Below are 21,947 nucleotides of genomic sequence, written 5' to 3'. Positions count from 1 at the left end.
GTCAGTATGCGTACCCTACCCACAGGCGAACTCACACACCCTGAAGCGTCTGCTATTCGGCTGGACTATTCGGTCGGTGCCTCCGTCGCCGCGCCGGGCGGGATCTCATGGTTCGGCAGCCGGTCGAGATCCTCGACGTCCGCGAAACAGGCCCGCGCGAAGTCCTGACCGAACGGCGTCAGATGGATCGAGCGTCGCTTGATCCGAGCACCACCCTTGGCGTGAAGAGCCGCGAGTACGTCGGGTTGCGCTTCGACCACCTGATAGCGGATCAGCTCGCCGACCGGATCCTCGGACTGCCAGACCAGACCGAGCCGGGTCAGGTTGTTGAGGTACTGCGGCACCAGCGACGGGTAGCGCACGCTGGCCTGCGCTCCGATCATGGTCAGGCCCCGGGCGATCATCCGCGCCCCGCGCAGGTGGCCGATCAGGCCACCCTCGACCACGTCGACGGCCGGCTGCGGGCCGTCCTTGAGCATCAGCACCAGGATGCGCGCCTCATCGGGGGCCAGCTCGTCGAGGATGCTGACGAAGGCCGGATGGCGCTCGTTCTCGTCCCATACGTCGCGCGATCGGCGCAGCAGCTCCTCGCCGGTCCGCCGCAGCCGGTCGGGCTCCGTGCCCGGGGCGACGCCGTTGACCCGCGCGGCGCGACCCTCCATCGCCGCCCTCGCGCTCTCGGCCGCAGGCAGCGCGAACCGTTCCAGCAGACCGGTGACCGGGTTGCCGGTGGCCACCCGCTTCGCGAGAGCGGTCACCTGACGGGCGTTGCTCGCCACGTCCTCGGTGAGCCGCACGGCCTCATCGGGATCGACGACCGCCTTCGCGACCCGCCCCACCCCGCGGGCGTACGTCCTCAGCCCCCAGCCCGCGGTGTGGGCGACCGTGACCGCGGAGATCCTGAGCAGGCCCGGGAGGACCTCCATCGCATCGTCGACGAAACCACCGCTCGGGGCCGGCGTGGGCAGGTGATGCATGCCCTCACGGCCCTCGGCGAGCTCTTCCTTCGGCTCGAGCGAGGGCGGGGCCTCACGAGGCTCCGGTCGACGGGCCCCGGGCTCGGTGTTGATGTGGAGGGCGCTCACAACACGTTCCACCATTCGAAGACTGCGACGTGCAGAAACCCGCCCGCCAGCCCCATGATCGCCCCGTGGGCGTAGAGCAGCCACTCGTCCTCCTTGATCGCGGCTCTCATCATCTCAACGAAGGTTTTCGGGGGCAGCGCCCTGCACCGGTCGGCGATCAGCCGGCGGATGTTGCAGGACTGCTGCTGGCTGAAGGCGGCGTCGCGCAGCGGGGTGAGGGTGTAGTCGACGGCCTGCTCGGCGACCGAGGTCCGGATCGCGTCGAACCTCCTGGTCCCGACCGCGACCCGGACCGCACCGTAGGCCGGCCCGACCGCGGCGTCGACCGCCGGCTCGAGGGCTGCGGCCAGCATCTGGCGGGTCCGGTCGCCCGACGGCCCGTTGAGGAGGTGGTCGCCGATCCGCTCGAGAGTGATCACGTCCTTGGCGATGTGCTTGCCGTAGACGTCGGAGGCCTGCCACTGCCGCCGCGCGAAGAGCGCCTGGATCTTGAACGGGCCGATCCGCCTGGGCTCGGCGGGCTCGAAGATGAGCAGCATGCCGAGGAGGTTGGTCGTCCACCCGACCATCACGCCGAGGATCGGCAGCAGCCACCAGATGTGGAAGGCCTGGTCGACGACGGCGACCGGGATGCCGAGCAGGAAACCGAAGATCGCCCCGAAGACGACCATCATCCGCAGCTCGCGGGCACCGAAGTCCTTGAAGATCCGCACGATGATCGAGGGATCCTTCTCGAAGTTCTCGATCACCATGAGCTTCGGGTCGAAGAGCTGGTCGATGTGGTTGCCGATCTCGACGGTCACGTCACCGACGACCTCGGGGAGCCGGTCCTGGACCCGCTGGATCACGACCGTACGCAGCGGGCGCGGCAGATCGCGCCAGAACCGCGGATGCTCACGCCACATGATCTCGTCGACGAGCAGAGGGATCTCGGGACGGAACACGTCGACGATGTGGGCGGCGATCTTGTCCGGCTCGAGCTGCTCGTAGAAGTCGCGGGCCGTCGCCATCTGGGACAACGCCCGGTCGACGGCGATCGAGCCCATCTTCGCGGCTCGCGCAGGCACGATCCCCTGCCAGCCGAGCCCGCCGCGCAGGATGCCCGGGATCTCCTGGACCTTGCGCGGCAGCGAGCCCGCGATCTGCTTGAGCCCCGGCACGGTGATCCCGTGGAAACGGATCGGGGAGAAGAGCATCCACAGTCCCGACCAGTTGATCAGCCAACCGATCACGGCGGTGAAGATCGGGACCGACCAGAACTCGAACCAGTCGATGTCCCACCCGGAGAGCACGTCGACGACGCTGGACACGGGACCCCTTGTTTTTCCGTCAGTGGGACTCCTCCGGAAACCGCACCGACCGGCACCGAGGCGCGCCGCGGGTCATCGATCCCGGGAGACACCGCCCGCGCCGAGCGCGGACGTCACTTCGGATCTTGCCTGATCACCCGGGTTCGGTCCAGGGCGACGCTCGCACCGGCCCGACATCCGTAACAAGAAACCGGCGGTCGTGTACCGCCGAAATTGGAAGGACCCGGTGGGTCCGTCTCGGGTCGGCTCCACCGGGTCCGCCGCGTGTGCCCCGACCATATGGGGGTTGGTCCGACACCCGCGGCTTACTCATCAGTATGCGGGCATCGCACCAACATCGGTTTTAACCGAAATCCACAACTCGCCAACAGATCTGTCCCCGAAATCGGGCACGCCGTGCTATCCCTGCTGCCGCCGCCAGACCACGATCGCCTGTCCGGGCGGCGCCTGACGAACCGCAGGAAGCCTGCTGGTCGGACCCTTCGGTTCGGGGGCCGCCGCCCTCGCCTGGGCGAGGGCCTCGCGGGTCGCGGCCAGCTCGTGCAGCAGCTCCTCGTTGCGTCGGCGCAGGGCGTCGACGTGCTGCTCGAGAGCGAGGATGCGGCGCACCCCCTCGATGCCGATGCCGGCCGCGGTCAGGTCGGCGATCGACCGCAGCAGCTCGATGTCGTGGAAGGAGTAGCGGCGCCCGCCGCCCCCGGTGCGACCGGGGGTGATCAGGCCCATCCGCTCATAGGTGCGCAGCGTCTGCGGGTGCAGCCCGGTCAGCTCCGCGGCCACGCTGATCACGTAGACCGCGGCATCCGGAGCCGGGCTGCCGAATCCCTCACTCATCATGACTCCTCGAGAAGAGACGTACGCAGGGGCTTGCCGGCCATCGCGGCCCGATAGGCCTCGACGGCGGCCTTGGCGTCGGTGTCGAGCACGGCCGGGATCTGCACCTCGACGGTCGCGAGCAGGTCACCCACGGTGCCGTCCGAGCGCCGGAACCCCTTGCCCCGGACCCGGAACGTACGCCCGTTGGGGGTCCCCGCGGGGATCCGCAGCGTCACCGGCGAACCGGACAGCGTCGGCAGCTTGGCCTCGGCGCCGAGAGCCAGCTCGTCGAAACCGACCGGCACGTCGATGGTGAGGTTGTCGTCCTTGCGGCCGAAGACGCGGTGGGGCGTGACGTGCACGGTGACGTAGAGGTCACCGGCCGGGCCGCCGTTCTCACCGGCGGCGCCCTTGCCCTTGAGCCGGATCCGCTGACGGTCCTTGACGCCGGCCGGGATGCGCGCCTGGATGGTGCGCGCGGAGGTGCCGCGACCGGAGCCGTGGCAGGTCGGGCAGGCCTCGTCGTAGATCAGCTGGCGGCCACCGCAGCGCGGGCAGGTCTCGTTCATCGAGAACGCGCCGCCGACGGAGTTGACGACGTAGCCCGCGCCCTCGCACTCGGGACAGACCCGCGGCTTGGTGCCGGGCTTGCCGCCGGTGCCGTTGCAGTCGGGGCAGGCGGCGTCCGAGGTCAGCCGCAGCGAGATGGTCACGCCGTCGAGCGCGTCGGTGAACCCGATCGTGGCGCTCGTCTCGACGTCGGCACCCTTGATCGGCCGAGCCCTCGGGGTCGTACGCCGCCCACCGAAGCCTCCGCCGGCGCCACCGGCACCGCCGAAGAGGTCGCCGAACATGTCGCCGAGGCCGCCGCCCTGGGCGGTGCCGCCACCGAAGAGGTCGTCGAAGTTGTAGCCGCGACCGCCCGTGCCCCCGAAGCCGCCCGGGAAGCCACCCGAGGCGCCGAGCGTGCGGACCTCGTCGTACTTCTTGCGCTTCTCGGCGTCACCGACGACGTCGTAGGCCTCGGCGACCTTCTTGAACTTCTCGTGCTTGGCGTCGTCGCCCGGGTTGGAGTCGGGGTGGTTGGCCCGCGCGAGCTTGCGATAGGCCTTCTTGATGTCGTCGCCCGAGGCGTCCTTCTTGACACCCAGCTCGGCGTAGTAGTCCTTGTTGATCCAGTCCGGCCGGATCCCGTCGTTCTCAGCCACCTAGCCCCTCCTCCCTTCTTCGCGGTGGCCGAGGCTGCCGATGTCTCGACAGCCTCGGCCACCAGTCGTTGTCACTCCAGGTCACTCCGGGTCGACGACCAGGACCTGCGCGGCCCTGACCACTCGGTCACCGATCATGTAGCCGGCCTTGGCGACCAGCTTGACCGAGGTCTCCTCGACCTCCGGGTCGGTGCCCATGTGGCTGAGCGCCTCGTGACGGTTGGGGTCGAAGACGTCGCCCGGCTCACCGAACTTCTTCAGACCCAGGTTGGTCACGATCTTCTCGAGCTGGTCGGCGACGGCCTTGAAGCCACCGTCGACCTCGCCGTGCTCACGAGCACGGTCGATGGTGTCGAGCACCTCCACGATCGGAGTGAGCACCTTGTAGGTCGCGTTCTGCGAGACCAGCTCGCGGTCACGGTCGACCCGCTTCTTGTAGTTGACGTACTCGGCCTGGAGACGCTGCAGGTCGGTGGTCAGCTCGGCGACCCGCTTGTCGACCTCGTCGGCGGCATCGGCCATGAAGTCCACCTCGCTGTCGTCCTCGATCACCACGTCTGCCTCGTCCTCTGCCTCGTCCGTCTCGTCCGTCTCGTCCGTCTCGTCCGTCTCTTCGGACTCGTCCTCGGTCGACTCCTCGGAGCCGTCCTCGTCGGAGCCCGCCTCGGCGGCATCGTCCGAGTCCGAGGCGTCGCCCTCCGGAGCGTCCACCTCGACGGCCTCTGTCTCAGGATCGGTCTCGGGCAGGGCCTCGGAGGTCGTCTCCTCGACGGCCTCCTCCGCCCCGCCGGGGCGGCGCTTGGTCACTTCTTGTCGCCCTCTTCACCCTCGACGGGCTCGTCGACGATCTCGGCGTCGACGACGTCGTCGTCGGCCTCGCCGGTCGCACCGGTGGCGCCGCCGGCAGCGGACTGCTCGGCCTCGGCCGCGGCGTACATGGCCGCACCCATCTTCTGCGAGGACTCACCGAGCTTGGTGATCGCGGTCTGGATGGCGTCCTTGTCGGCCTCGGTGTCCTCGAGAACCTTCTTCAGGGCGTCCAGGTCGGCCTGCACCTCGGTCTTCACGTCGTCCGGCACCTTGTCGCCGGAGTCGGTGATGAACTTCTCGGTGGTGTAGACGAGGCTGTCACCCTGGTTGCGGATCTCGATGGACTCGCGACGCTTGGCGTCCTCCTCGGCGTACTGCTCCGCCTCCTTGACCATGCGGTCGATGTCGTCCTTCGACAGCGCGGAGCCGCCGGAGATCGTCATGGACTGCTCGCGGCCGGAAGCCTGGTCCTTGGCGGAGACGTGCACGATGCCGTTGGCGTCGATGTCGAAGGCGACCTCGATCTTCGGCACGCCACGCGGCGCCGGCGGGAGGCCGGTGAGCTCGAAGTTGCCCAGCGGCTGGTTCTCCGACCACATCGGGCGCTCGCCCTGGGCGACCTTGATCTCGACGCTCGGCTGGTTGTCGTCAGCCGTGGTGAAGATCTCGGAGCGCTTGGTCGGGATGGTGGTGTTGCGCTCGATCAGGGTGGTGAAGACACCGCCCTTGGTCTCGATACCGAGGCTCAGCGGGGTGACGTCGAGGAGCAGTACGTCCTTGACCTCGCCCTTCAGCACGCCGGCCTGCAGCGCGGCACCGACGGCCACGACCTCGTCGGGGTTGACGCCCTTGTTGGGCTCCTTGCCGCCGAGCAGGCTCTTGACCAGGTCGGTCACGGCCGGCATCCGGGTCGAGCCGCCGACCAGGACGACGTGGTCGATGTCCTTGAGCGCGACGCCGGCGTCCTTGAGGACCGACTCGAACGGCTTCTTGGTGCGGTCGAGCAGGTCGGCGGTGATCTTCTGGAACTCCGCCCGGGTCAGGGTCTCCTCGAAGTGGAGGGGGCCGGACTCACCGTGGGTGATGTAGGGCAGGTGGATGCTCGTGTTCTGCGACGAGGACAGCTCGATCTTCGCCTTCTCGGCGGCCTCCTGGAGGCGCTGCGCGGCGATCTTGTCGGCGGCCAGGTCGACGCCGTTGGCGGCCTTGAACTTCGCGACCATCCACGTGACGATCGCGTTGTCCCAGTCGTCACCACCGAGGTGGTTGTCACCGGAGGTCGCCTTGACCTCGACGACACCCTCACCGATCTCGAGCAGGGACACGTCGAAGGTGCCGCCACCGAGGTCGAAGACGAGGATGGTCTGGTCGTCGCCCTTGTCGAGGCCGTAGGCCAGCGCAGCGGCGGTGGGCTCGTTGACGATGCGGGAGACGTTGAGGCCCGCGATCTCACCGGCCTCCTTGGTGGCCTGGCGCTGGGCGTCGGAGAAGTAGGCCGGGACGGTGATGACCGCGTCGGTCACCGTCTCGCCGAGGTAGGCCTCGGCGTCGCGCTTGAGCTTCTGCAGGACGAACGCGCTGATCTGCTGCGGCGTGAAGTCCTTGTCGTCGATGTTCACCTTCCAGTCGGTGCCCATGTGACGCTTGACCGAACGGATCGTGCGGTCCACGTTGGTGACGGCCTGGCGCTTGGCGACCTCGCCGACCAGCACCTCACCGGACTTGCTGAACGCGACCACGGAAGGCGTCGTACGGGCGCCTTCGGCATTCGCGATGACGGTGGCCTCGCCACCCTCCAGAACCGAGACGACCGAGTTGGTGGTCCCGAGGTCGATACCGACGGCACGTGCCATCTTTGCTACCTCCGCTTGTTGAAGCTGTGTGTATGTGGAAATCCGGGGAGCCCCGGAAGACTGTGGTCTGCGCCGCCCCAGCGGCTGCTGCCGCCGAGTGTTGCAAACAAGTTGAGCCGATTCAACTCAACTTCGTTCACTGTCCACAACGAAGACCCTACGCCCCCTATTCCAGCGCCAGCCAAAAGCGGGCCGAGTCGGCTCATCCTGACCGAAAACGCCGCCGAGTCGGCTCGTCATGACGAGCCGACTCGGCGATGGCCTGCGTCAGGATGAGCCGACTCGGCGGGTGTCTGCGTCAGAAGGACGGGATCCAGTCGAAGGTGTCGGGGTTGGGGCCGGAGCGGCCGGACTCGCCCTTGTCGAGGGCCGCGAGGGCGGTGACCTGGTCGGCGCTCAGCTCGAAGTCGAAGATCTCGAGGTTCTCCTCGAGCCGCTCGCGGCGTACGGACTTGGGGAAGACGATGTCGCCACGGTCGATCTGCCAGCGGAGCAGGACCTGGGCGGGCGACTTGCCGTGGGCAGAGGCGATCTCGGCGACCACCGGGTCGGTGAGCTCACCGCCGCCCTGCCCGAGCGGGGACCAGGACTCGACCTTCGCGCCGTGACCCAGGGTGGCGGCGCGAGCGGCCTCGTTGGCGAAGTAGGGGTGCACCTCGATCTGGTTGACCGCAGGAGCGACGCCGGTCTCGGCGACGATCCTGTCGAGGTGGTCGGGCTGGAAGTTGGAGACGCCGACGGAGGTGGTCAGGCCCTCCTCGCGGAGGCCGACGAGGGCCTCCCACGTCTTCGCGTACGTCCCGTCGTACTGCGTCGGCAGCGGCCAGTGGATCAGGAACAGGTCGACGCGGTCCAGGCCGAGCAGCTCCAGAGACCGCTCCAGCGATGCCTTCGCCTTGACCGGGTCGTGCTGGGAGTTGTTGAGCTTGGTGGTGACGTAGACGTCCTCGCGGGCGAGTCCGGCGCTCTTCAGTGCGGCGCCGACTCCGGCCTCGTTCTGGTACATCTGCGCGGTGTCGATGTGGCGGTAGCCGACCTCGAGAGCCTGGCTCACCACCTGCTCGGTCTCGTCCTGCGGAACCTGCCAGACACCGAGACCGAACTGCGGGATCGACGTGCCGTCATTGAGCTTGATCGTGGGAACCGTCATACCCACATACAACCAAGCGGGTGATGGCCTATTCCATCCTCGGCGCCAACCTCAGCCGATCGTCACGGTCACCACGTTGGAGTAGGTGCCGGTGTCGATGTCCTTCATCCGGAACTTGTGCCTTCCGACCCGGCCGGACTGGATCGGGGTGGAGAACTGCTCGCCGGTGACGCGTACGTCCGGGATCCCGAACTCTCCCCAGCCCTGGCCGTCGTTGCGCTCCAGACGGAGGATGGCGCCCTCGCCGCCGGGGTAGATGCCGGTGAGGTCGATCCGCTCCATCGGCGTCGCCGCGACGATGCCGGCCTGGAGGGTGATCTCCTTCTTCGCCGGCTTCTCCTCGACGGTCTTGGACGGCGTCGGGCTCGTGGAGGCCGCCTGCTTCTCGGGAGCGCTCGTGGGCGAGGCGTCGAGCGTGATCGCCGGTCCGTTCGCGGTCTTGGTCGGCTTCGGCGACGGGGCGTAGAGCGAGGCGCCCGCGTCCGGGTCGGTGGCCTGGTCGTCGGCGGCACCGCCGCCGAGGCCCATGATGTTGGCTCCGACGAACATCCCGATCCCGATGATCAGCCCCACCCCGACCGCGGCCGCGACGAGCGCCGTGACTCCGGCTGCGATCGGGTGCTGCCCGCCCTGCTTCACATCTGCTCCTCGACCGACCCGTGGTGATGGTGACAATTCAGCCACACGTTCCTGTCGAGCACCACAGGTTCAGCTGATCAGCTGCTGGCGGCGGGCGATGGCGGCCGCCTCCGTGCGGCTCCCGGCGCCCAGCTTCCCGAGGATGTTGGAGACGTGCACGGAGACCGTCTTCGTGGAGATGAACAGCTGCTTGCCGATCTCGCCGTTGCTGCGCCCCGCGGCCACCAGGGTCAGGATCTCGCTCTCCCGCGGCGTCAGGGACGTCGACGTCGCCTGCTGCTGCTTGACCGCCGTCGCGCCGAGCGATCTCAGCTCGTCGAGCAACGGCTGCAGCCCGAGCCGCTTCGCGGTCTCCCGGGCCTTGTCGGCGGTCACCCGCGAGCCGGCCACGTCGCCCGTGGCTCGCTGGATGGCGGCGTACGTCGTCCTGACGACGGCCAGCCCCGGGACGTCGCCGTAGGCCTCGACCTGCTGCTCGGCACGCTCCCACGCCGCCAGCAGAGACTCCTGGGGCGGGGCGTCGATGCCGGCCAGCCAGTGGACGCGAAGCACCTCCGCCTCCAGCCGGGCGGTCCAGGAGCGGCCCTCCGGCCCCCACTCTCCGGGCTCGTACTGCGCGACCACCTGCTCGCCGTCGCTGTGCAGCCCGTCGACGGCCTCCACCAGCGAGGGCCACCGCGCCGCCGGCAGCGAGGGCAGCATCTGCGCGATCCCGGAGGCGGCCACGACCGCCAGCCGCACCCGGCCGCCGAACCACTCGGTCCAGAACTGGGAGAGGGTCTCGACCGTCTCCGCGTAGACCCTGAGCACTCCCTCGGGGTCGCCGGCACGGGCGAGCGCGGTCATCTCCACGACCGAGCCGTAGAGGGCGACCAGGCCCTCCTGGGTCCAGAACGGTCGTAAGGCGTTGGCCGCATCACCGACCGATGCTCCCTGCGCCTGCTCCATCATCATCCGGAGCATGTCGAGGAGCGCGACCGGGATCGGCGGTGCGTCCGGCAGGTTGCCACCGGTCAGCTCGAGCGCCTCCCGCCACTCCCCCAGGACCATCTGGATCCGGACGATGTCGGCGCGGGCCGCGGCCGCGTAGGGCGACCACTGCAGCGACTCGCCGCCGGCGTCGTCGATCACCGCCCGGAACCACCTCAGCGCCTCCGCGTAGTCACCGGCCTCGTCGTAGGAGCGGCCGAGCGTGAACAGCCCCCGGCTGACGGCGTACGTCGATCCGACCTGGCGCGCCTGCTCGATCGTCTCGCGCAGCACCTGCCGGAAGCCCTCGACCTTGTCGCCGCCACCGCGGCCGGTGCGGACCTTGAGCATCGACAGGCTGGTGGCCATGTCGGAAGCGAGCTTGGAGAGGCTGTGCCGCTCGGCGATCTCGATGCCCTCCAGCCCGACCGCCTCGGCCTCCTCGCTGCGGCGGAAGGTGACCAGCGTCCGGGTGCGCACGGCGAGAACCGCACACCGCGCCTTCGGCTCCGCGTTGGCCGGGAGCGCGACCATCGCGTCGTGGGAGTGGGTGAGCGGATCGCCGTTCTCCATGGCGAGGGCCGCCTCGGCACGGGTCGCCAGCAGCAGCGCCCGGCCCACCGACTGGCCGGCCGGGATGGCGTCGAGCCGCTCGGCCAGGATCGCGTCGGCGCGCGAGGGCAGTCCGGCGAGGATGAGCGTGTCGGCGGCGCGCTCGTAGACCCGGTCCAGGTTGACCGCTGCCGCCTTGGCGACCTTTGGGTCGGCGGCGAGGCCCAGCGCCTTCTCGTAGTGGTGGGCCGCCTCGCCCACACCACTGACGCTGCGGGCCTCCTCGGCCGCCGCGATGCGGGCCCGCAGCGCGGTCGCGAGGTCGCCGGCGTGCTTGGCGTGCAGCGCGAGCTCGGCGGCGGCACCCAGCCCCGGCGTCTCCTTCAGCACCTCGGCGAACCGGGCGTGCAGACGGACCCGCTCTCCGGGCAGCAGGTCGTCGTAGACCGCCTCGGCGAGCAGCGCGTGCCGGAACGTGTAGCGCGAGCCGGTCGGCTCGAGCACCTTCTGCTCGACCGCGGTGCGCAGCGCGTCGTCGAGCTCGTCGGTCTTCATCTCGGTCACCGCGGCGAGCAGCTCGTGGGTGACCCGGCGCCCGGCGATGCTCGCGGTGCGGACCACGCTCCGGGCGGAGCCGTCGAGCCGGTCCAGCCGCACCAGCAGCAGGTCGGCGAGGTCGACCGGGAGGTCCTCGTCGCAGCCGGCCTGCACCAGCTCCTCGACGAAGAAGGCGTTGCCCTCGGCACGGCGTACGACTCGTTCGGCGTCCACCTTGCCGGGGGCCAGCTCGTGGACGAGGAGTCGCACCGAGTCGTCGGAGAGCGGCTCGAGCACGATCCGCTCGACGTCGGGCAGCCGGCCCCACTCGCCGACCTGGCGGCGCAGCGGGTGCCGGCGGTGGATGTCGTCGGCGCGGTAGGACGCGACCATCGCGACGGGGCCGACGTAGGGCCGGGTGAAGAGGTAGGTCAGCAGGTCGCGCGTGGACTGGTCGGCCCAGTGGGTGTCCTCGACCACGACCAGCAGCGGCGCCTTCTCGGCGGCCGCCTCGAAGAGGGTGTGGACGGCGTCGAAGAGCTGTCCGCGGTCGGTCCCGGTCGGGGCGGCGCCCTGGTTGGCGCCCATCACGCGACGTACGGGCCTCAGCCTGGCCAGCGCCGGGTAGTCGGCCGCCACCCGCTCGACGACGTCGGGCAGGTCGGCGACGATGCGGTCGAGGATCTCCGAGAACGGCATGTACGCCACGGCGCTCTCGCCGAAGTCGACGCAGTGTCCCGCGTGCACCTGCCAGCCGTCGGCCACGGCGCTGTCGCGCAGCGCGGTGAGCAGGCGCGTCTTGCCGACGCCGGCGTCGCCGGCGAGGAGGACATGCTGGCGCCGCTCAGACGCCGAGACCACGCCGAGCAGCCCGGTGAGGGTGCGCAGCTCAGGGTCGCGACCTACGAATGACCGAGCACTTTGCGCCATGTCCCCTATCATCGCGCCTCCGGGCCCGGGTTTCTCCCGCATTACGGTCCTCCGAGGACTCAGTTGTGTATCGAGTCCATCCGGCGAGGACGGCGGCGCCGCACCTGGCGGGCGAGACGGTCGGCCGCGGTCGCACGGCGAATGCTCTGCTGGCGGTAGGCCAGCTCGGCGTCGTAGCTGATCTGGTTGGTGTAAGTCATGCCTCCAGCCTCGGCTCCTGAGGTAGTGGCACGCATGAGGCGCCTGCCTTAGGCGTACGTCAGGGGTGCCTCATTCGGCCGTGATCCGCGTCACTCCACCAGCCCCCGACGCCGTCCGATGGCAGCGGCCTCGGTGCGGCCGGAGGCGCCGAGCTTGGCCAGGATGTTGGAGACGTGGACCGAGACGGTCTTGGTCGAGATGAACAGCTGCTTGCCGATCTCGCCGTTGCTCCGCCCGGCGGCGACCAGGGCGAGGATCTCGCTCTCCCGGGCGGTCAGCTGGCCGGAGGGACCGGCCGTCGAGCGCTGTGGCGTGGTGCCGAGAGCGAGCAGGTGGTCGAGGAGCGGTTGGGCGCCGAGCAGCTTCGCCGCGGCCCTGGCCTGGTCAGCCAGCTCACGCGCTCCGGCGGTGTCGCCACCGGCCCGGAGGATCTCGGCGAGCCGGACCCGTGACCAGGCGAGCTCGTGGACGTGCGGGAAGGCCTCGAAGGCGGCCACGGTCTCCCGCCACGCCTCGACGAGGTCGTCCTGCTCGGGCACGGAGATGCCGGCCAGCCAGTGGGCACGGAGCCCCTCGGCCCGCAGCCGCGCCGACCACGCCTGCCCCTCCAGCCCCCAGGGCTGATCCGTCTCGACGGGCCGCGTGCCCGCCTCCAGGATGCGGTCCACCTGCGCCATCACCTGCGGGCGCGCACCGACGGGAAGGGCCGGGAGGGCCGAGCCGATCGCACCGACGGCGATCGCCGAGAGCCGGGCCTGGGCACCGAACCACTTTCCCCAGCCGGTGGTGAGTGCCGCGACGCCGGCTTCGTAGGCCTCGACGATCCCGTCCACGTCGCCCCGGGTCGCCGCAGCGTTGATCTCGACCATCACCGAGTCACGCGCGGTGGCCACCTCCTGCTTCCACGACGGCCGCAGCCGCCGCGCCTCGGCGCCGACGTCGGCGCCGCGGGCCTGCTCGATCATCAGCCGCTTGGACTCCAGCCACGGCCACAGCGCCGGCGGGATGCCGTACGCTGCCCCGTTCGACGCGTCGGTCAGTGCGAGCGCCTCGTCCCACCGGCCGGTGGTGTGGAGGTAGTCGAGCCAGGCGATCCGGGCGTCGAAGGCGTACGGCGCCCAGGGGACGCCCCGCTCCACGCCGAGCTCGAAGGCGCTGCGGTAGTTCTCACCGGCCTCGTGGAGACGGTCCGCGGCGTCGAGGGCGAAGGCGAGCTGGATCCGGGCCCGGAACTCCGGGTGCAGCGCGCCGACCCTGGCCGCCCGGGCCACGGCCTCGCGCAACGGCTCGATCCAGTCCTGCGGCGGGCGACCCCACGATCCGGCCAGCGTCGCCGCCACCTCCGCGGCGAGACCGGTCCGGCCGAGCTCCTCGGCCAGCGCCAGCGCTTCCCGGCCGGCCTTCTCGGCGTCGTCGTGACGGCGGGCGATCATCAGCTCCCGGGCGTACGCCGCGAGCAGACGAGCGCGCACCAGCGGCGGTGCGTCCTCGGGCAGCTCGGACATCGCCGCCTCGGCGAGCGCCCCCACCCGGACGTCGTTGACGTAGGCGAAACTGGTCTCGATCTCGACGGTCATCAGCTGCGCGCGCCACAGACCCGGCGCGTCGGCGGGGAGCGATTCGCGCTGTTCACGGGCCAATTTCCCGGCTCGGTCGGCATACCCGGCGGCCACCATCGCGTCGCTGGCCTTGACCACCAGGTCGACGAGACGCTGGCTGTCGTGGTCGGACTCGGCACGCGCGGCGAGCAGGGCGATCGCCTGCTGGTAGTGCTGGGAGGCCTCGTCGGGACCACCGGTGGCCGCCGCCTCGTCGCCGGCCGCGATCCCCGCGGTCAGCGCGGTCTCGTGGTCGCCGGCCAGGCGAGCATGGCGGGCGAGACCAGCCGCGCTACCGGTGGTGAGGTCGCCGTTCAGCGCCTCGACGTAGCGCTGATGGAGCCGGACCCGCTCGCCCGGGAGCAGGTCGTCGTAGACGGCCTCGCCGAGCAGGGCGTGCCGGAAGACGTAGTAGCCGTCCTCGCGCGGCACCAGGATCGCGCGCTCGATCGCCTGCCTCAGCCCGGCGTCGAGCGTGGGCCGGTCGAGACCGGCGACGGCGTCGAGGAGCTCGTCGCTGACGTCGCGCCCGGCGGCGCTGGCGGTGTCGACGACCTCGCGCGCGGTCGCGTCGAGCTGCTCCAGCCGGATCAGGAGCAGGTCGGCGAGATCCCAGGGCAGCTCGTCGGCGCCGGCGGCCTGCACCAGCTCCTCGACGAAGAACGCGTTGCCGTCGGCGCGGCGTACGACGCTCTCGACGTCGAACCCGGCACCCGGATCACCGGCGAGCTCGCCGACCAGGACGCGTACGTCATCGTCCGAGAGCCGCCCGAGGTGGAACCGCTCGACCGAAGGCAGCCGGGTCCACTCGGCGAGCTGGCGGCGCAGCGGGTGTCGGCGGTGGAGGTCGTCGGCGCGGTAGGAGGCGAGGATCGTGACCGGGCCGTCGAACGGCCGGGTGAAGAGGAAGGTCAGCAGGTCACGGGTGGACTGGTCGGCCCAGTGGGTGTCCTCGACCACGACCAGCAGCGGCGCCTTCTGGGCCGCGCTCTCCAGGAGCGCGTGGATCGCGGCGAAGAGGTTGCCCCGGTCGAGCGCCTCCTGGACGGCGGTGTCAGCCCCACCGAGCGCACGGGCCACGGGTGCCATCCGCAGGAGCGCCGGATGTACGTCGGCGACCTGCGCGACCACGTCGGGCAGCGCGGCGGTGATGTTGTCGAGGATCTCGGTGAAGGGCAGGTACGCCTCGGCACTGTCGCCGAAGTCGAGGCAGTGCCCGACCAGCACCTGCCGGGCGTCGGCGGTGGCCCGGCCGCGGAGCTCGCGCAGGATCCGGGTCTTCCCCACACCGGCGTCACCCGCGAGCAGGACGTGCCTGCCCCCACCCGAACGTGCGGTGTCGCCCAGCCCTACCAACCCGACCAGGGTCTCCAGGTCGGCTTCGCGTCCGACCAGCCTCTCGGCACTCTGCGCCATGGGCGCAATCATCGCGCCCTCCGACAAACAGACGCCGAGCCGGATCTCTCCTGCTCGGCGTCTGCCTTGTTCCGTACTGCCGTTCCGCGGCCGCATCTCAGCGAGCGCGGTTGCGTCGCGTCTGACGAGCCTCGGTGGCCCGCTGGCGCTTGACCAGGTCCTTCTGGATCTGCTGGCGGCGGTACTTGACCTCTGCTTCGTAACCTACGGTGGTGTACATCTCGATCTCCTGTTTCGGGCTGTCCTGCTGACATCGAGAAGACTCCTCCGCTGAGGTAGGCACCCGAATCGGTCGCGCGCCTTACTTTCCGACCTCGGCCACGGCCCGGCCGCCTTAGACGGGACACTGGACCTATGGAGTTCTCTGAGGTCGTACGCCGCCGCAAGATGGTCCGCAGCTACACCGGCGATCCGGTGGCCCCTGAGGTGGTCGACAAGATCCTGCACAACGCCACCCGGGCACCCTCGGCGGGCTTCTCCCAGGGCTGGGCGTTCCTGGTGCTAGACACCCCCGAGGACGTACGCCGCTACTGGGAGGCGACGGCCGACGTGGACAACCCCGACACCTGGCTGACCGGGATGATGACGGCCCCGGTGATCGTGATCCCGTGCTCCTCCAAGGACGCCTACCTGGACCGCTACGCGCAGCCCGACAAGGGCTGGACCGACCGGGACGAGGCGCACTGGCCGATGCCGTTCTGGCACATGGACACCGCGATGGCGACCATGCTGATCCTGCAGACCGTGGTCGACGAGGGCCTCGGCGCCCTCTACTTCGGCATCCCGCCCGAGTCCGACGCCGCGGTCCGCAAGGCGTTCGACATCCCCGACGCCTTCGACCCGATCGGTGCCGTCACCATCGGCCACCCCGCCTCCGGCGGCGCCAAGGGCTCCCCCACCCGCCGCAAGCGCGCTCCGCTCGAGGACGTCGTCCACCGCGGCCGCTGGTGACGGCCGGGCGCCGGTCCGATCAGTCCCGCACCTGAGCCGCCCCACGCGCGGCAGCGGAGTCCGGCGTACGCAGGTGGGAGGCGGCCATCGCGAGATCGGCCAGCCGCGGGGTGAGGATGTTGAGGACCTCGAAGACCGAGCCGAAGGCGCCGTCGACCGTCACCGGCCGGTCCTCGAGCGCGCGGACGACGCGCTCGGCGCACTCCTCGGGGCTCTCGCCGCGGCCCTCGTACTCCGCGGTCGGCGCGATCATCGGCGTCCGCACGATCGCGACGCGCATGTTGGTGCAGGTCACGTTCTCGAAGTACGCCTCGCGGCTCAGGATCCGCCCGAACACGTCGAGCGCCGACTTCGCGGCGATGTAGGCGGCGAACTTCGGGGCCTTGATCTGGTTGCCCCAGGTGACGATGTTGACCACGTGGCCGAACCGCTGGGCGCGCATCGCCGGCAGCAGACCCATGGTGAGCCGGACCGCGCCGAAGTAGTTCACCGCCATCATCCGCTCGAAGTCGTGGAAGCGGTCGTAGGTGAGCTCGAGCGAGCGCCGGATCGACCGGCCCGCGTTGTTGACCAGGTAGTCGACCGCACCGTGCTCGGCGAGCAGCTGCTCCACCAGCGCGTCGATCGAGTCACCGTCGGCCATGTCGACGAGGTAGGTCGACGCCTGCCCGCCCGCGCCCTCGATGGTCTTCCGCACCCGCTCCAGCTCCTCGCTCCGGCGGGCGGCGAGGAGCACGTGCGCGCCACGTCGAGCCGCGGCGTACGACGTCGCCTCACCGATCCCCGAGCTGGCACCGGTAACCAGCACGGTGCGGCCGCCGAGCGGGCTCGGGCCACCGGTCAAGGCCCGGATCGTGCGCGTCATCCGGGCGCGCGGCGTCTGCAGGAGCGGAAGCGAGAACAGGCTGACCACTCCCGCACCCTAGCGACCCCGGACCCGGGCTCGTTTCCGCGGATTCGTTGGATACCGGCCCGGGTGGGCGGCATCTAGCGTGACGCGTCGAGACGTCGGTGCGAAGCCGACGCCCTCGCACGATCACCCCCGCAAGCACCCAGGAGAGAACATGTCAGCCACCAGCACCGTCCCGCGCACGTGGAAGCGGCGGATCGCCGGCATCGTTTCCGCGACCCTCATCGCGATCACCGGCGCGGCCGTCACCAGCATTGCTGCCCCGACGCCGGCTCACGCCGCGACCTGCACGTCGTACAACTACTCCTACGGCGGCAACGGCACCTGCGTCAGGTACATCCAGACGCTGCTCAACTGGCAGCCCGGCATCAACCTGGCGGTGGACGGGCAGTACGGCTCACTGACGCGGCAGGCCGTGATCTCGCGCCAGACCTCGTGGCGCTACTGGGACTCCTCGGTGGCGGTGGACGGCATCGTCGGCCCCAGGACCTGGGCCTACCTGTGCTCGCCGTACTACTACGGCACCGGCCCGGCGCAGTCCTACCCCTTCGCCGTCGCTCGCGCAGCTGGTTGCCAGGTCTGAACCCGCCGACCCCGGAGCGTCACGGACGCACCGGCGCGTAGCGGAGGTCGACCTCCAGGTGCGGATCGTCGCCGATCAGGTTGTGCAGCTTGATCGGCGCCCCGCCGGGGTTGTCGTAGAGGCGGATGCCGTCGCCCAGCAGGACCGGTGCGATGTGCAGCTCGATCTGGTCGATCAGACCCCGTTCCAGGAGCTGGCGGCCGATGTCGGCGGAGTGGACCTCGACGTTCTTCCCGTCGGCGGCCTCGACCGCGATCCGCAGCGCCTCCCCGACGTCGCAGCTGAGGAAGGTGACGTGCTCCTGCGGCCGGGCGTCCTCGGGATGGTGGGTGAGGATGAAGACCGGGCCCTCCCAGTCGCCGTAGGGCATCGCGTCGGGGTAGGCGTCGTGACCGTTGCGGCCGCCCAGGACGGCGCCGAGCTGTGAGGAGTACACCTCCTCGACCCCGGGCTTCCCGGTGACATCGCTCAACCACGCCATCCCCGGCTCGGTCCCGTCGACGAAGCCGTCGAGCGACATCGAGAAGTGCCACAGCACCTTCCCGCTCATCACGCCACCTGCTTCCGGTCGAAGGTGATGTGGGTGACGCCGCTCGGGGTCGTGGTCGAGGCGACGTCGTAGCCGTCCTCGAGTGCCTCCAGCCCGTCCCACAGCCGTACGCCACGGCCGAGGATGATCGGGACGACCGCGACGTGCAGGTGGTCGACGAGGCCGGCCGCCAGGAAGTCCCGGAGCGAGGACGGGCCGCCGCCGATGCGTACGTCCTGGCCTGCGGCAGCCTGCTTCGCCTCGGCCAGCACCTCCTCGATGGGCGCGTTGCGGAAGTGGAAGACGGTGCCGCCCTTCATCTCGATCGACTCGCGGGGCTGATGGGTCAGCACGTAGGTCGGCGTGTGGAACGGCGGCTCCTCACCCCACCAGCCGGTCCAGTCGGCGTCGTCCTGCCATCCCGGCGGACCGAACTTGCCGGCGCCCATGATCTCGGCGCCGATCCCCTCCCAGGACCTGGCGGCGAACGCGTCGTCGGCGTCGGCGGCCGCGTCGACCTCCATCCGCTCCCGGTGTCCGGACGCGCTCTGGAAGGTCCTGGTCGGGAAGAACCACTCCATCAGCCGCATGCCGGCGTGGCCGAACGGCGCCTCCAGGCTCTGACCGTCGCCGGTGGCGAAGCCGTCCAGCGAGACGCCGATGGTGTGAGCACGTACGCGTGACATGTCGATCTCCCTCGAATCAGAGTGATTGCACTTTGCAATCACTGGCGTCGAGGGTAGACTCCCCGATTGCAGATTGCAACCACTATTTTCAGCAGGAGACGCCGAGTGAGCGAGCCCAGATCGGGGTGCCCGATCAACGCAGCCGTGGAGGTCTTCGGGGACCCCTGGTCGGTGATCGTGCTGCGCGACGTGATGTTCGGGAACCGTCGCCACTTCCGCGAGCTGCTCGGCAGCTCCGAGGAGGGCATCGCCTCCAACATCCTCAGCAGCCGGCTGAAGAAGCTCGTCGAGGGCGGGCTGCTCACCAAGGAGCAGGCCGGCCGCGGCCAGAAGGCGGCCTACGCACTGACCGAGGCAGGCATCCAGACGCTGCCGATCATGGTCGCGCTCGGCAACTGGGGTCTCGCCCACCGCGACGGCACCCGGCAGCTCCGGGTCCGGGCCGAGCTGCTGCGCGATGCCGGTCCCGAGATGGTGGCGTCCTTTACGGACGAGCTGCGCGAGCTCCACCTGGGCACGCCGCGGCCCGACCCGGACGCCCCGCGGGCGAGCGAGCAGCTCGCCGCGGCGTACGAAGCGGCGATGGCGGGGTGAGCTGTTCCTCCGTCAAGGTATGCAGGCGAGAGCACACTTCCCCGGCGGACCTCCGCGCGGGAACCGTGCCTTCAGCTGCATACCTTGACCAAGGAACCGCCCGGCTCACTTCTCCTTGCCGTGGAGCTTCAGCCTCGAGATCTGGTTCTTCAGCTCGTCGAGGAAGAGCGACCTGATGCTCTCGGTGTCCAGGGCGCCGTTGACGCCGCGCAGCTTGCCCTCGCCGAGCTTGACGCAGACGGCCGACCAGGCGGCGCCGATGGCACCGGTGAAGCCCGCGGCGACGGTGGCGTTGATCGCGCCACCCCCGACGGTGCCGAACCCGGGGATCATCTTGAGCAGGTTGCCGGCGACGGAGCGGCCGGCCTGGGTGGCCGCCGCGGTGGCCGCGATCGAGGCCATGGCAGCCTTGTCCACCTCGATGCCGTAGATCGCCGAGATGCGCGCCATCATCCCGAGCTGGATCGGCACCAGGACGACCGCGTCGGAGAACGGGATCGGGGTGGCGCCGGCCGCCCCGGCCGCGGTCGCGGCACCCGCGATCACGGTGTTCGCCTGCTCCTGCTTCCGCTTGAGATCCACCCTCTGCGCCGCGATGAGGGCCTCCTCGACGCCTGCAGGCGCGCATCGAAAGGTGGCATCGACGAGCTCCTGCAGGCCGTGGACCTGCTGGCCGGAGAAGTCGTCGGCCTTCGCGTTGGTCAGGTAGACGCGGGCGCCGTGCACCGGCAGCCCGCGCGCGTCGATCTGCTGGGCGAACTCGACCGCGTCCGGGTGGTAGGCACCGGTCGGCGAGGTCGGCACCTGGGTCATGACCAGCACGACCGGTAGCCCCAGGTCGGCGAGCTTCTGGATGAACGCGGCCTCGGTGTCCTCGAAGCGGCGGTCGGCGAAACGTACGGCATACCAGGCGACGTGGATCTGCTCGGACTGCGGCTTGCGACGCCGCTCGGAGATCAGCTTGGCCAGATCCTTGATCACCCGGTCGCCCTCGACGCCGATCTCCAGGCCCTGGGTGTCGAGCAGCCCGAAGAACCCGCTGGTGTGCAGGTAGAGCGTCGACTCCTTGGTCACCGGCTCGCCGATCCCGGTCCTGGCCACCTCCGCCCCGAAGACCGCATTGACCAGCGTTGACTTGCCGACCCCGGTCTTGCCGAAGACGGCGAGGTTGAACCGGCCGATCTCCTTGGCCGACTCGGAATACCTCTTGTGGAACTCGTCCTTGAACCAGCCGTCGGATGCGAAGTTGTTCACGTCGACCAAGAATGCCAGCCGGCACCGACTAATTGTCGTGGCCGCGCGCTTCGAGGAGGAATAGCGTTCCGACATGAGCCCACGGTCTCGCCTCGCGTACGTTGCCGCCCTCGCCGCAGCGACCATCCTGGTCCTCCCCACGACTCCGGTCCACGCGGCCGAGCCCGAGACCCAGTCGACCGATATCACCCTCACCCGGTGGAACAGCATCGAAGACTTCGCGAAGGGCAGGTCGAGCAACCTGCGCCCGGACCGGCACGGCACCCTCCGGATCGGCCGCGGCAGCGAGACGACGGCCTACACCGACCCCTTCGGCGACGGCACGGCCAAGACCTACGAGTACGGCACCTGGACCTCGCCCGTGGTCAAGACCGGGTACCCGATCGACGAGTCGGTCACCTCGTGGGACGTCGACACACCGACCGGCACCTGGGCCGAGATCCGGTTCCGTGGCCGGAAGGCGGACGGCACCTGGACGAAGTGGTTCGTGATGGGTCGATGGACGGCCGGCGACGACTTCGCGGCCGGCGACATCCACCGCACCTCCGTCGAGGGCCAGAGCGACACCGACGCGGGGCTCTACACGGACACGTACGTCGCCCGGACCGGCAAGGAGCCCGAGGCGTTCCAGACCCGGGTAACCCTGCTGCGGCCCGAGGGCGCGGCCGTCTCCCCCAGCCTGCGAACGGTCTCGACGCTGACGAACGAATACCTGCCCGACTCCGCCCACCCCGGCACCAGCACGCCGACCCTCGACGACGCGATCGACCTCGGTGTCCCGCCGTTCAGCCAGAACATCCACCGTGGCGAATACCCGGAGTTCGGCGGCGGCGGCCAGGTCTGGTGCTCACCGACCTCGACGACGATGGTGCAGTACCACTGGGGCCACGAGGTCCCGGCGAGCGAGCTGGAGGGCATCGAGGCCCCCAACGGTGACCCGCAGGTCGCCTACGCCGCGATCAACACCTGGGACTACGCCTACGAGGGCGCCGGCAACTGGCCGTTCAACACCGCCTACGCCGGCCGCTGGGGCCTGGACGGTTTCGTGACCCGACTGCGCTCACTGGCCGAGGCCGAGACCCTGGTCGCCGCCGGCTTCCCGCTGGTCGTCTCCGCCAACTGGGAGCTCGAGGAGATGCCGGAGGCGGGCTACGGCACCGACGGCCACCTGCTCGTCATCGGCGGCTTCACCGCCGAGGGCGACCCGATCGTCTACGACGCCAACCACCCCTCCAACGACGAGGTGCGTAACGTCTACACCCGCGAGAACTTCGAGCGGGTGTGGCAGACCTCGACCGACGGGATCACCTACGTCATCCACCCGCGCGACGTGAGGCTGCCCGGGAGCGCCACAAACTGGTGACGG

Annotated in this window: 20 protein-coding genes; 4 read left to right on the top strand and 16 right to left on the bottom strand. The window is 70.0% G+C overall.

What is annotated here, in order from left to right:
• Window positions 1-65 precede the first annotated feature (65 nt).
• The 12 genes from BLT25_RS11140 to BLT25_RS30385 all read right to left on the bottom strand — a co-directional run bounded on the left by BLT25_RS11140 (window position 66) and on the right by BLT25_RS30385 (window position 15,294).
• Window positions 66-1,085: an Abi-alpha family protein gene (locus BLT25_RS11140; RefSeq protein ID WP_176883796.1), complete on the bottom strand. Its 1,020-nt coding sequence runs from the start codon at window positions 1,083-1,085 to the stop codon at window positions 66-68.
• Window positions 1,082-2,395: a DUF445 domain-containing protein gene (locus BLT25_RS11135; RefSeq protein ID WP_218131303.1), complete on the bottom strand. Its 1,314-nt coding sequence runs from the start codon at window positions 2,393-2,395 to the stop codon at window positions 1,082-1,084. Before BLT25_RS11135 ends, BLT25_RS11140 begins: the two co-directional genes overlap by 4 nt.
• A gap of 399 nt (window positions 2,396-2,794) precedes the next feature.
• On the bottom strand, window positions 2,795-3,229 hold the full coding sequence (locus tag BLT25_RS11130) for a heat shock protein transcriptional repressor HspR (protein ID WP_091045550.1): 435 nt from the start codon (window positions 3,227-3,229) through the stop codon (window positions 2,795-2,797).
• Window positions 3,229-4,419, bottom strand: coding sequence for a DnaJ C-terminal domain-containing protein (locus tag BLT25_RS11125; RefSeq protein WP_091045548.1), 1,191 nt, complete (start codon window positions 4,417-4,419; stop codon window positions 3,229-3,231). The genes BLT25_RS11130 and BLT25_RS11125 overlap by 1 nt, the downstream gene beginning before the upstream one ends.
• Before the next feature lie 81 nt (window positions 4,420-4,500).
• Window positions 4,501-5,226 carry a nucleotide exchange factor GrpE gene (gene grpE / locus BLT25_RS11120; protein ID WP_091045545.1) on the bottom strand — a complete coding sequence of 242 codons (726 nt, stop codon included), beginning with the start codon at window positions 5,224-5,226 and terminating at the stop codon, window positions 4,501-4,503.
• On the bottom strand, window positions 5,223-7,082 hold the full coding sequence (dnaK, locus tag BLT25_RS11115; RefSeq protein ID WP_091045543.1) for a molecular chaperone DnaK: 1,860 nt from the start codon (window positions 7,080-7,082) through the stop codon (window positions 5,223-5,225). The genes grpE and dnaK overlap by 4 nt, the downstream gene beginning before the upstream one ends.
• Before the next feature lie 298 nt (window positions 7,083-7,380).
• Complete coding sequence (locus tag BLT25_RS11110; RefSeq protein ID WP_091045541.1) at window positions 7,381-8,232, bottom strand: aldo/keto reductase; 852 nt, start codon at window positions 8,230-8,232, stop codon at window positions 7,381-7,383.
• A 51-nt stretch (window positions 8,233-8,283) separates the two neighbouring features.
• Window positions 8,284-8,871: a hypothetical protein gene (locus BLT25_RS11105; RefSeq protein WP_091045538.1), complete on the bottom strand. Its 588-nt coding sequence runs from the start codon at window positions 8,869-8,871 to the stop codon at window positions 8,284-8,286.
• A 69-nt stretch (window positions 8,872-8,940) separates the two neighbouring features.
• On the bottom strand, window positions 8,941-11,859 hold the full coding sequence (locus BLT25_RS30605) for a helix-turn-helix transcriptional regulator (RefSeq protein WP_176883794.1): 2,919 nt from the start codon (window positions 11,857-11,859) through the stop codon (window positions 8,941-8,943).
• A gap of 59 nt (window positions 11,860-11,918) precedes the next feature.
• Window positions 11,919-12,059, bottom strand: a complete 141-nt coding sequence (locus tag BLT25_RS29845; RefSeq protein WP_176883792.1) for a hypothetical protein — start codon at window positions 12,057-12,059, stop codon at window positions 11,919-11,921.
• 90 nt (window positions 12,060-12,149) lie between these two features.
• Window positions 12,150-15,074: a helix-turn-helix transcriptional regulator gene (locus BLT25_RS30600; RefSeq protein ID WP_176883790.1), complete on the bottom strand. Its 2,925-nt coding sequence runs from the start codon at window positions 15,072-15,074 to the stop codon at window positions 12,150-12,152.
• Window positions 15,075-15,171: 97 nt separating this feature from the next.
• A complete protein-coding gene (locus BLT25_RS30385; protein WP_256328548.1) occupies window positions 15,172-15,294 on the bottom strand; it encodes a hypothetical protein in 123 nt (40 codons plus the stop codon).
• 134 nt (window positions 15,295-15,428) lie between these two features.
• Between BLT25_RS30385 and BLT25_RS11090 the strand changes: the two genes are divergently transcribed.
• Window positions 15,429-16,025 carry a nitroreductase family protein gene (locus tag BLT25_RS11090; RefSeq protein WP_091045531.1) on the top strand — a complete coding sequence of 199 codons (597 nt, stop codon included), beginning with the start codon at window positions 15,429-15,431 and terminating at the stop codon, window positions 16,023-16,025.
• A 19-nt stretch (window positions 16,026-16,044) separates the two neighbouring features.
• Here the strand turns inward: BLT25_RS11090 and BLT25_RS11085 are convergent, their stop codons facing one another.
• Window positions 16,045-16,938 (bottom strand): SDR family NAD(P)-dependent oxidoreductase, encoded by an 894-nt coding sequence (locus tag BLT25_RS11085; RefSeq protein ID WP_091045530.1) that lies wholly within the window; start codon window positions 16,936-16,938, stop codon window positions 16,045-16,047.
• Window positions 16,939-17,089: 151 nt separating this feature from the next.
• On the opposite strand from BLT25_RS11085, the gene BLT25_RS11080 reads away from it, so the two are divergent.
• Entirely contained in the window at window positions 17,090-17,518 is a 429-nt protein-coding gene (locus BLT25_RS11080; RefSeq protein ID WP_091045527.1) for a peptidoglycan-binding domain-containing protein, read from the top strand.
• Between the two features lie 19 nt (window positions 17,519-17,537).
• On the opposite strand, the gene BLT25_RS11075 is transcribed toward BLT25_RS11080, so the two are convergent.
• On the bottom strand, window positions 17,538-18,068 hold the full coding sequence (locus BLT25_RS11075; protein WP_091045524.1) for a dihydrofolate reductase family protein: 531 nt from the start codon (window positions 18,066-18,068) through the stop codon (window positions 17,538-17,540).
• Window positions 18,068-18,733, bottom strand: a complete 666-nt coding sequence (locus BLT25_RS11070; protein ID WP_091045522.1) for a dihydrofolate reductase family protein — start codon at window positions 18,731-18,733, stop codon at window positions 18,068-18,070. Before BLT25_RS11070 ends, BLT25_RS11075 begins: the two co-directional genes overlap by 1 nt.
• 105 nt (window positions 18,734-18,838) lie before the next feature.
• On the opposite strand from BLT25_RS11070, the gene BLT25_RS11065 reads away from it, so the two are divergent.
• On the top strand, window positions 18,839-19,327 hold the full coding sequence (locus tag BLT25_RS11065; protein ID WP_091045519.1) for a winged helix-turn-helix transcriptional regulator: 489 nt from the start codon (window positions 18,839-18,841) through the stop codon (window positions 19,325-19,327).
• A 105-nt stretch (window positions 19,328-19,432) separates the two neighbouring features.
• Here the strand turns inward: BLT25_RS11065 and BLT25_RS11060 are convergent, their stop codons facing one another.
• Window positions 19,433-20,581, bottom strand: coding sequence for a GTPase family protein (locus BLT25_RS11060; protein WP_256328547.1), 1,149 nt, complete (start codon window positions 20,579-20,581; stop codon window positions 19,433-19,435).
• 73 nt (window positions 20,582-20,654) lie between these two features.
• Between BLT25_RS11060 and BLT25_RS11055 the strand changes: the two genes are divergently transcribed.
• On the top strand, window positions 20,655-21,944 hold the full coding sequence (locus tag BLT25_RS11055) for a C39 family peptidase (protein WP_091045514.1): 1,290 nt from the start codon (window positions 20,655-20,657) through the stop codon (window positions 21,942-21,944).
• Window positions 21,945-21,947: the final 3 nt, after the last annotated feature.

Source organism: Nocardioides sp. YR527 (genome assembly GCF_900101045.1).
Lineage (GTDB): Bacteria > Actinomycetota > Actinomycetes > Propionibacteriales > Nocardioidaceae > Nocardioides.
This window is presented reverse-complemented; position numbering and strand designations above follow the sequence as displayed.

What these genes read in the sequence shown, in the direction of transcription:
- BLT25_RS11090 (WP_091045531.1), top strand. Translation starts at nt 15,429, where the DNA reads ATGGAGTTCTCTGAGGTCGTACGCCGCCGCAAGATGGTCCGCAGCTAC.
- dnaK (WP_091045543.1), bottom strand. Translation starts at nt 7,082, where the DNA reads ATGGCACGTGCCGTCGGTATCGACCTCGGGACCACCAACTCGGTCGTC.
- BLT25_RS30605 (WP_176883794.1), bottom strand. Translation starts at nt 11,859, where the DNA reads ATGGCGCAAAGTGCTCGGTCATTCGTAGGTCGCGACCCTGAGCTGCGC.
- BLT25_RS11070 (WP_091045522.1), bottom strand. Translation starts at nt 18,733, where the DNA reads ATGTCACGCGTACGTGCTCACACCATCGGCGTCTCGCTGGACGGCTTC.
- BLT25_RS11055 (WP_091045514.1), top strand. Translation starts at nt 20,655, where the DNA reads ATGAGCCCACGGTCTCGCCTCGCGTACGTTGCCGCCCTCGCCGCAGCG.
- BLT25_RS11130 (WP_091045550.1), bottom strand. Translation starts at nt 3,229, where the DNA reads ATGAGTGAGGGATTCGGCAGCCCGGCTCCGGATGCCGCGGTCTACGTG.
- BLT25_RS30385 (WP_256328548.1), bottom strand. Translation starts at nt 15,294, where the DNA reads ATGTACACCACCGTAGGTTACGAAGCAGAGGTCAAGTACCGCCGCCAG.
- BLT25_RS29845 (WP_176883792.1), bottom strand. Translation starts at nt 12,059, where the DNA reads ATGACTTACACCAACCAGATCAGCTACGACGCCGAGCTGGCCTACCGC.
- BLT25_RS11080 (WP_091045527.1), top strand. Translation starts at nt 17,090, where the DNA reads ATGTCAGCCACCAGCACCGTCCCGCGCACGTGGAAGCGGCGGATCGCC.
- BLT25_RS30600 (WP_176883790.1), bottom strand. Translation starts at nt 15,074, where the DNA reads ATGGCGCAGAGTGCCGAGAGGCTGGTCGGACGCGAAGCCGACCTGGAG.
- BLT25_RS11110 (WP_091045541.1), bottom strand. Translation starts at nt 8,232, where the DNA reads ATGACGGTTCCCACGATCAAGCTCAATGACGGCACGTCGATCCCGCAG.
- BLT25_RS11075 (WP_091045524.1), bottom strand. Translation starts at nt 18,068, where the DNA reads ATGAGCGGGAAGGTGCTGTGGCACTTCTCGATGTCGCTCGACGGCTTC.